This window comes from Polaromonas sp. (genome assembly GCF_030682935.1).
GTDB lineage: Bacteria > Pseudomonadota > Gammaproteobacteria > Burkholderiales > Burkholderiaceae_C > Polaromonas.
In genome coordinates this window covers 1-8,066 of sequence record NZ_JAUXNA010000197.1, presented here as the reverse complement: position 1 = coordinate 8,066, position 8,066 = coordinate 1, and the positions used below count along the sequence as shown (strand labels likewise).

The window sequence follows — 8,066 nt, the reverse complement described above, 5'->3', positions numbered from 1 at the left end:
CGCTCAACAGCGAAGTCAAATCCCTGCTGGACGATCCGAAATCCGCCATTCTGGAAATCGACCGCCGCATCCTGGCCAAACAGCAGTCACTGACCGCTTCCGAGACCGCCAACTTCGGCGTGCCGCTGGGCGGCAGCCTGATTCCCTGGATCGACAAGGACCTGGGCGACGGCAGCAGCAAGGAAGAGTGGAAAGGCGGCGCCGAGACCAACAAGATTCTGGGCCAGGGCGCAGGCTTTGGCACGGCAGCCATACCGGTTGATGGCTTTTGCGTGCGCGTCGGCGCGATGCGCTGCCACAGCCAGGCGCTGACCTTCAAGCTCAAGAAAGACGTGCCGCTGGCCGACATCGAGGCCATGATCGCCACCGACAACGCCTGGGTCAAAGTGGTTCCCAACACACGCGAAGCCTCCATCAAAGACCTGACACCTGTCGCCGTAACGGGCACGATGCAGATTCCGGTCGGGCGCCTGCGCAAGCTGGCCATGGGGCCTGAGTACCTGGGCGCCTTTACCGTCGGCGACCAGTTGCTCTGGGGTGCTGCCGAGCCGCTGCGCCGCATGTTGCGCATCCTGCTTGAGGACTGAAACGCTTAAAATTGGCGACTGCGGCCAGGCAGTCGCCGTCTGTAATAATTTATGACTCGTCGTTGTTGCCAGGCAACGACCGAAACTTGTAAGCCGACGCTAACGCGCCGTATCAAAACTTAAGTGGTGTCTGAGCTTGTCAGTCTAAGGCCTTGATGTTAAGGTTGTTTTTCGGAAATTTCCATTGGGGTTTTTGTGCGCTCAAGCAGACTAAAGTTACAGGCAGACCGGGCACCAACAGCTCAAAAAATTCCCACGAATCAACGCGCTCGTTGGCGCATGGGTGCATTGGCCAGTGCCATGGCCTTGCTGGGCAGCCTGGCCAGCCTCGAAGCGCATGCGCTGGCGCTGGGGCGCATCACCGTTCAATCGGCGCTGGGTGAGCCCCTGCGCGCAGAAATCGACATCGCTGAGATCACGTCCGATGAGGCCTCCAGCCTCAAGATCGGCGCCGCGCCTGCCGACCGCTTCAAGGCGGCGGGACTTGAATACAGCGCTGCGATGGCGGCTCTCGAAGTCAGTCTGCAACGCCGCGCCGACGGCAGGGCGTATCTGCGCTTGAGCAGCAATCGCCCCGTGACCGAGCCTTTCGTGGACCTGATTCTTGAGGCCAGCTGGTCTTCCGGACGCATTACCCGCGACTACACCCTGCTGTTCGACCCGCCCAACATGCGCTACCGCAGTGCAGGCGCAGCGGTAACACCTACTGCCCCTGTTTTGTCCCAGCCACTGACGCCAAACGCCGCGCCACCGGCACGGGCACGGGAGATTGCATCCCCGCCCGCTGCGCCCGCCGCCCGGCAGGCACCAGTGGCCAAAGCACCCGCACCCCAGCAAGCCAGACCTGCTGAAAAAACGTCTGCCGCCAACCAACAGCTGACAGTCAAAGCAGGGGACACCGCAGGACGAATTGCCGCCCAGACCAGGCCAGCGAGCGTGTCGCTGGACCAGATGCTGGTGGCCTTGCTCAGAAGCAATCCGGACGCGTTCATAGACGGCAATATCAACCGGATCAAGGCTGGTGCGGTGCTGGATGTCCCGAGCACGGAAGCCGCCCGCGCCACTTCCCCCAGCGAGGCCACTCAGACCATCGTCGCGCAAAGCAAGGACTTCAACGCCTTCCGTCGCAAGCTCGCGCAGAGCGCGCCAAGCACACAAATCACCAGCGCCGACCGCCAGGACGCGGGCAAGCTGCAGGCCAAGGTCGAAGACCGGGCACCGGCCAACGTCACGCCCGACAAGTTGACACTCTCTAAAGGCGCGGTTCAGGGCAAGGCGTCGGCTGCAGCAGCCGACGACAGGATTGCCAAGGACAGGCAGGCCGCGGATGCGTCCACTCGCCTGGCAGAACTGTCTAAAAATATCAGCGATCTCAATAAACTGGGTGCCGCCCCTGTGCTTGCTCCAGCCGCAGCGCCTGCCGACAGTGACGCCAAAGCGCCCGGTACGGCCGTTCCCGCACCGCCGACGTCCCTGGAGGCCAGCGCCGACCAAGCCAGCACCCGCGCAGCAGCCCCTTTGGCCGCGGTTTCCCAGCCGGCTGCTGCTGCCAGCGCCGCATCAGCTGCGGCCACCGTGGCTGCAGCGGTGGCGATCAATCCGGTCGCTACGGCCGCACCATCCCCTCCTGAGTCCGGCCTGATCGACGAATGGATCGCCAACCCGCTGATGCTGCCGCTCGCGGGAGGATTGCTGGCGCTGTTGGCCGGTTTTGGCTTTTACCGCTATCGCCGGCGCAACAAAGCCGCCCAGGTAGACAGCTCTTTTCTGGAAAGCCGGCTGCAGCCCGACTCTTTCTTCGGCGCCAGTGGCGGCCAGCGCGTTGACACCAACGAAGGTAAAACCACGGGCTCGTCTGTGGCGTATTCACCCAGTCAACTTGATGCGGGTGGAGATGTAGACCCGGTGGCCGAAGCCGATGTGTACCTGGCCTACGGTCGCGACCTGCAGGCGGAAGAAATCCTCAAGGAAGCCTTGCGTACCACCCCGATGCGCGTGGCCATTCATGGCAAGCTGCTGGAAATTTATGCCAAACGGCATGACAGCAAGGCTTTTGACGGCGTCGCCCTCGAAGCGTTTAACCTCACGCAGGGCTTCGGCCCCGAGTGGGCTTACATCGCCGAGATGGGCCGGCAGGTCGATCCCGACAACCCGATGTACCAACCTGGCGGACAGCCTGCTGCTGAGGATTACATCGGCGAAGCCAAAAAACCTCACCCGACCGGCACCATCGCGTCATTCGCGCAGGCGGGATCGGCTGTGTCAGCGCCTATGACGAATGTCGATCTGGACCTGGACTTTTCGCTGGATGATGCGCTCGGGGTGGCTGCCATCGCGGCGCCTTTGCCCAACGCGCCGCCGTTCGTCCTTGAGCCCACCACGGCAACCGTGCCTGAGTTGACCCTGGGCGATCTGGATATGAATATGGATTTTGGCAGCGAGACAATGGCGCCGCCCGCAGCATCCGGCGGCGCACCGGATTCACGGCCTGTTGCCCCCCCCCCGCTTGACATCGTCTTTCCATCCAACGGGCTGGACTTTACGACCGAGCCCTTTGCCTTGCCGGAACCTGTGTTACCTACCAAGGCCGCCGACAACGGGATGCTGGAATTTGACTTGGGTTCACTGTCGCTGGACCTCGGACCCGCCGCCGAAAGTCCACCAGAGGCCGTGGCGGTCATACCGCACGATCCGCTTGAAACCAAGTTCTCGCTGGCCGAGGAATTTCGTACTCTGGGCGATGCCGAGGGCGCCAGGACGCTGGCCGAAGAGGTACTGGCCGAAGCCCGTGGGCCTTTGAAAGTCAAAGCGCAGGCGTTCCTCAACGCCCTGTCGTGAGCGTTGTCTGAAAGCCTTGCGTTTGCCACTGTGGTGTTGCCGATGAGGATTGCGCTCGGCATCAGCTACAGCGGGAGTACGTACGAAGGCTGGCAAAGCCAGCTCTCGCGCAACACGGTTCAGGACAAGCTGGAGCTCGCGCTGACCCGGTTTGCGGTCCAGCCGGTGCGCGTCATGTGCGCCGGACGGACCGACGCAGGCGTACACGCGCTGATGCAGGTGGCGCATTTTGACACCACCGTGCAGCGTGAAGACGCATCCTGGGTGCGCGGCACCAACGCTTTTTTGCCCGCCGATATTGCGGTGCAATGGGCGCGGCATGTTCCGGATACATTTCACTCCCGCGGCAGCGCCATTGCGCGCCGCTACGCCTATGTGGTGCTGGAGTCCCCGGTGCGGCCCAGCGTGGAAGCCAAACGCGTGGGCTGGGTCTACCGCCCGCTCGATGGCGCGGCCATGCAACAGGCCATCGCGCATTTAGTGGGCGAACACGACTTCAGCTCGTTCCGTGCTGCGCAGTGCCAGGCCAAGTCGCCGGTCAAGACCATCAGCCGGATCGAGATCTCGCAGCGCGCGGGCTACTGGCGCTTCGAGTTTGAAGCCAACGCTTTTTTGCACCACATGATCCGCAACATCATGGGCTGCCTGCTGGCGATTGGCCAGGGCCGCTATCCGCCCGACTGGCTGGCCGACGTGGTCGCCGCACGTAACCGCAAGGTAGCTGCCCCCACCTTCTCGCCTGACGGCCTGTATTTTCTGGGCCCCGTCTACGAAGACCACCACGGCTTACCGGCACGCACGGCCGCTTATGATTGGCTGCCATGATTTCAGCCCCCCCCAGCCCCGTAGCCCCGGAAAGTCCGCAGCCTGCGCCTATCAGAACCCGCATCAAGATTTGCGGCCTGACCCGCGAGCAAGACGTGGACGCGGCGGTGGCGGCCGGCGCCGATGCTGTCGGCTTTGTCCTGTACCCGCCCAGTCCGCGCCACGTCACGGCGGAACGCGCTGCCGAACTGGCCCGCCGCCTGCCGCCCTTTGTGACCCCTGTGTTGCTTTTTGTCAACGCGAATGCTACTGAAATAATAGCTGCCTGCACACGTATCCCAATGGCTTTGGTGCAATTTCATGGTGATGAATCGCCCCAGGATTGCCTGCAGGCGGGCCGGCCTTTCATGCGCGCCGCACGCATTCCGCTGGACAAAAACCCCAACGAAAACGGCCTCCGATTTGATCTCGTAAAATACGTTCAAGACTTCAAAGCTGCCCAGGCCATTCTCCTTGACGCCCATGTCGAGGGCTATGGCGGCGGCGGAAAAACATTCAATTGGTCACTTCTTCCTCCAAGCGTCAACGCTCACCTCGTTTTGTCTGGTGGGTTGACGCCTGCAAACGTGACCGATGGCATATTGCAAGTCAGGCCGCGTTGCACCACGCTGGCCGTTGATGTGAGCTCAGGTGTCGAGATTTCAAAGGGAATCAAGAGCCTTGAGAAAATCAACCAATTTGTCACAGCCGTTCGCGCTGCAGACGATCAACTTGTAAAAAATTATGTACAGCTACCACCAGCCTGACCTCACAGGCCATTTCGGCATTTACGGCGGCAGTTTCGTTTCCGAAACGCTGACCCACGCTATCAACGAGCTCAAAGACGCTTATGCCAGGTACAAGGACGACCCGGCGTTTCTGGCTGAATTTCATTACGAGTTGAAGCATTTCGTGGGCCGCCCCTCACCCGTCTACCACGCGGCGCGCATGAGCCGCGAGCAGGGTGGTGCGCAGATCTACCTGAAACGCGAAGACCTCAACCACACCGGCGCGCACAAGATCAACAACACCATCGGCCAGGCCATGCTGGCGCGCCGCATGGGCAAGCAGCGCATCATTGCCGAAACCGGTGCCGGCCAGCATGGCGTGGCCACCGCCACCCTCTGCGCACGCTATGGTCTTGAATGCGTGGTCTACATGGGCAGCGAAGACGTCAAGCGCCAAAGCCCCAACGTCTACCGCATGAAGCTGCTGGGCGCCACTGTGGTACCGGTCGAGAGTGGCAGCAAGACGCTCAAAGACGCGCTCAATGAAGCCATGCGCGACTGGGTTGCCAACGTCGACAACACCTTCTACATCATCGGCACCGTCGCCGGGCCGCACCCTTACCCCATGATGGTGCGCGACTTCCAGAGCGTGATCGGAACCGAATGCTTGAGCCAGATGCCCGAGATGAACGATGGCAAGCAACCCGACGCGGTGGTCGCCTGCGTAGGCGGAGGCAGCAATGCCATGGGCATTTTTTACCCCTACATTACCCATGAGCAGACCCGCCTGATAGGCGTGGAGGCCGCCGGCGAGGGCCTGGAGACCGGCAGACACTCGGCGTCGCTGCAGCGCGGACTGCCTGGCGTGCTCCACGGCAACCGCACCTATGTCTTGCAGAACGAAGATGGCCAGGTCACCGAGACGCACAGCATCAGCGCCGGCCTTGACTACCCGGGCGTGGGCCCCGAACACGCGTTTTTGAAAGACATCGGACGCGCCGAATATGTCGGCATCACCGACACCGAAGCGCTGGCAGCCTTTCATTACCTCTGCCGCACCGAAGGCATCATTCCGGCGCTGGAGTCGGCCCACGCCGTTGCCTACGCGATGAAACTGGCCCCAACCATGCGCAGCGACCAGAGCATTCTGGTCAACCTCTCGGGCCGGGGCGACAAGGACATCGGCACCGTCGCCGATCTGTCGAACGCCGACTTTTTCTGCCGCCCGTCCTGCCACGGCCAGAGCATCAAGGGCGCCTCACAGGTGCTGGAGTTCAAGCCATGAGCCGCATCAAACCCACCCTGGACGCGCTGCTGTCCCAAGGCCGCAAAGCCCTGATTCCTTATGTCACCGCGGGCTTCCCGTATGCCGACATCACGCCCGAGTTGATGCACGCCATGGTGGCGGGCGGCGCCGACGTGATCGAACTGGGCGTGCCATTTTCCGACCCCAGTGCCGACGGCCCGGTGATCCAGAAAGCCGGAGAAAAGGCATTGGCCCAGGGTATTGGCCTGCTCCAGGTGCTGGAGATGGTGCGGATCTTTCGCAGCCGGGACAACACGACCCCCGTGGTGCTGATGGGCTACGCCAACCCGGTCGAGCGCTATGACATCAGGCACGGCGCAGGCTCAACCGAAAGCGCTTTCATCCGCGATGCCGCTGAGGCCGGCGTCGATGGCATGCTGATCGTTGACTACCCGCCCGAAGAATGTGTCGAGTTCGCCGCCAGGCTGCGCGCCCACGGTATGGACCTGATCTTTTTGCTGGCGCCCACCAGTACCGATGCACGCATGGCGCAGGTCGCCAAGGTCGCTAGCGGCTATGTGTATTACGTCTCGCTCAAGGGCGTGACCGGCTCCGGCGCACTGGACGTGGACGCTGTGGAAGCCATGCTGCCGCGTATCCGCCAGCACGTAGGCGTTCCGGTGGGTGTGGGCTTTGGCATTCGCGATGCCGCCACGGCCAAAGCCATCAGCAAAGTGGCGGACGCCGTGGTGATTGGCAGCAAGATCATCCAGTTGATTGAAAACCAGCCGCGGGATAAAGTGGCCGCCGTTGCCCAAGACTTTATGAAGGAAATTCGCACCGCGCTGGACTGACTTTTAACCCGCAAGAGCCGAACAATCCGGGCGCATGATCGCGCCAATACAGCAGATACCGAAGCAGCGGCGGCTTTGCGCCCATGCAATTGAACAAGGACTGACACCATGTCTTGGTTAGAAAAACTCCTCCCGCCCAAAATCAGCCCCACCGACCCGACCGAGCGCCGCAGCGTGCCCGAAGGCCTGTGGATCAAGTGCCCGAGTTGCGAGGCCGTGCTGTACAAGACTGACCTGGAAAAAAACCAGAATGTCTGCCCGCAGTGCAACCACCATCACCGCATTGGCGCACGCGCACGGCTGGATGCCTTTCTTGACGCCGAAGGTCGCTATGAACTGGGGCAGGAAGTGCTCCCGGTCGATGCCCTCAAGTTCAAAGACAGCCGCAAGTACCCCGAACGCCTGAAAGAGGCCATGGACAACACCGGCGAAACCGACGCGCTGGTGGTGATGGGCGGCTCCGTCATGGGCATTGACCTCGTGGTGGCCTGCTTCGAATTCGACTTCATGGGCGGCAGCATGGGCAGCGTGGTGGGCGAGCGCTTTGTACGCGGCGTGGAAACCGCCATCGAACAAAAAGTACCGTTTGTTTGCTTCACCGCCACTGGTGGCGCCCGCATGCAAGAAGGCCTGCTGAGCCTGATGCAAATGGCCAAAACCAACGCTTCCCTCACCCGCCTGGCCAAAAAAGGCCTGCCCTACATCAGCGTACTGACGGACCCCACCATGGGCGGCGTGAGTGCAGGCTTTGCCTTTGTGGGCGACGTGGTCATTGCCGAGCCCAAAGCGCTGATTGGTTTTGCCGGACCACGCGTCATTGAAAATACTGTGCGGGTGAAACTGCCCGAAGGCTTTCAGCGCGCCGAGTTTTTGCAAACCAAAGGCGCGGTGGACTTCATTTGCGACCGCCGCGAGCTGCGCGCCACCATCGCCAACAACCTGGCCATGCTGCAGCGCCAAAGCGCGGATGCGGTGCAATAAAGCCCACCAGCGCTTGTAGGGAATAATA

Annotated in this window: 7 protein-coding genes; all 7 read left to right on the top strand. The window is 61.9% G+C overall.

Annotated features, from left to right (window positions below; all coding sequences use genetic code 11):
• Positions 1 to 587, top strand: a 587-nt coding sequence (locus Q8K05_RS08885) for an aspartate-semialdehyde dehydrogenase (protein WP_305246269.1), incomplete at its 5' end; no start/stop codon positions are given.
• A 279-nt stretch (positions 588 to 866) separates the two neighbouring features.
• On the top strand, positions 867 to 3,425 hold the full coding sequence (locus Q8K05_RS08880; RefSeq protein ID WP_305246268.1) for a FimV/HubP family polar landmark protein: 2,559 nt from the start codon (positions 867 to 869) through the stop codon (positions 3,423 to 3,425).
• A 42-nt stretch (positions 3,426 to 3,467) separates the two neighbouring features.
• Positions 3,468 to 4,250, top strand: a complete 783-nt coding sequence (gene truA, locus Q8K05_RS08875) for a tRNA pseudouridine(38-40) synthase TruA (RefSeq protein WP_305246270.1) — start codon at positions 3,468 to 3,470, stop codon at positions 4,248 to 4,250.
• Positions 4,247 to 4,996: a phosphoribosylanthranilate isomerase gene (locus tag Q8K05_RS08870; RefSeq protein WP_305246267.1), complete on the top strand. Its 750-nt coding sequence runs from the start codon at positions 4,247 to 4,249 to the stop codon at positions 4,994 to 4,996. Before truA ends, Q8K05_RS08870 begins: the two co-directional genes overlap by 4 nt.
• Entirely contained in the window at positions 4,974 to 6,242 is a 1,269-nt protein-coding gene (gene trpB / locus Q8K05_RS08865; RefSeq protein ID WP_305246266.1) for a tryptophan synthase subunit beta, read from the top strand. Before Q8K05_RS08870 ends, trpB begins: the two co-directional genes overlap by 23 nt.
• A complete protein-coding gene (gene trpA, locus Q8K05_RS08860) occupies positions 6,239 to 7,057 on the top strand; it encodes a tryptophan synthase subunit alpha (RefSeq protein WP_305246265.1) in 819 nt (272 codons plus the stop codon). The genes trpB and trpA overlap by 4 nt, the downstream gene beginning before the upstream one ends.
• Before the next feature lie 108 nt (positions 7,058 to 7,165).
• Entirely contained in the window at positions 7,166 to 8,038 is an 873-nt protein-coding gene (accD, locus tag Q8K05_RS08855; RefSeq protein ID WP_305246264.1) for an acetyl-CoA carboxylase, carboxyltransferase subunit beta, read from the top strand.
• The last annotated feature ends 28 nt before the right edge of the window (positions 8,039 to 8,066 follow it).

Bases quoted from the DNA above. Each gene is read 5' to 3' on its own strand.
- Q8K05_RS08880 (WP_305246268.1), top strand. From the start codon at position 867: ATGGGTGCATTGGCCAGTGCCATGGCCTTGCTGGGCAGCCTGGCCAGC.
- truA (WP_305246270.1), top strand. From the start codon at position 3,468: ATGAGGATTGCGCTCGGCATCAGCTACAGCGGGAGTACGTACGAAGGC.
- Q8K05_RS08870 (WP_305246267.1), top strand. From the start codon at position 4,247: ATGATTTCAGCCCCCCCCAGCCCCGTAGCCCCGGAAAGTCCGCAGCCT.
- trpB (WP_305246266.1), top strand. From the start codon at position 4,974: ATGTACAGCTACCACCAGCCTGACCTCACAGGCCATTTCGGCATTTAC.
- trpA (WP_305246265.1), top strand. From the start codon at position 6,239: ATGAGCCGCATCAAACCCACCCTGGACGCGCTGCTGTCCCAAGGCCGC.
- accD (WP_305246264.1), top strand. From the start codon at position 7,166: ATGTCTTGGTTAGAAAAACTCCTCCCGCCCAAAATCAGCCCCACCGAC.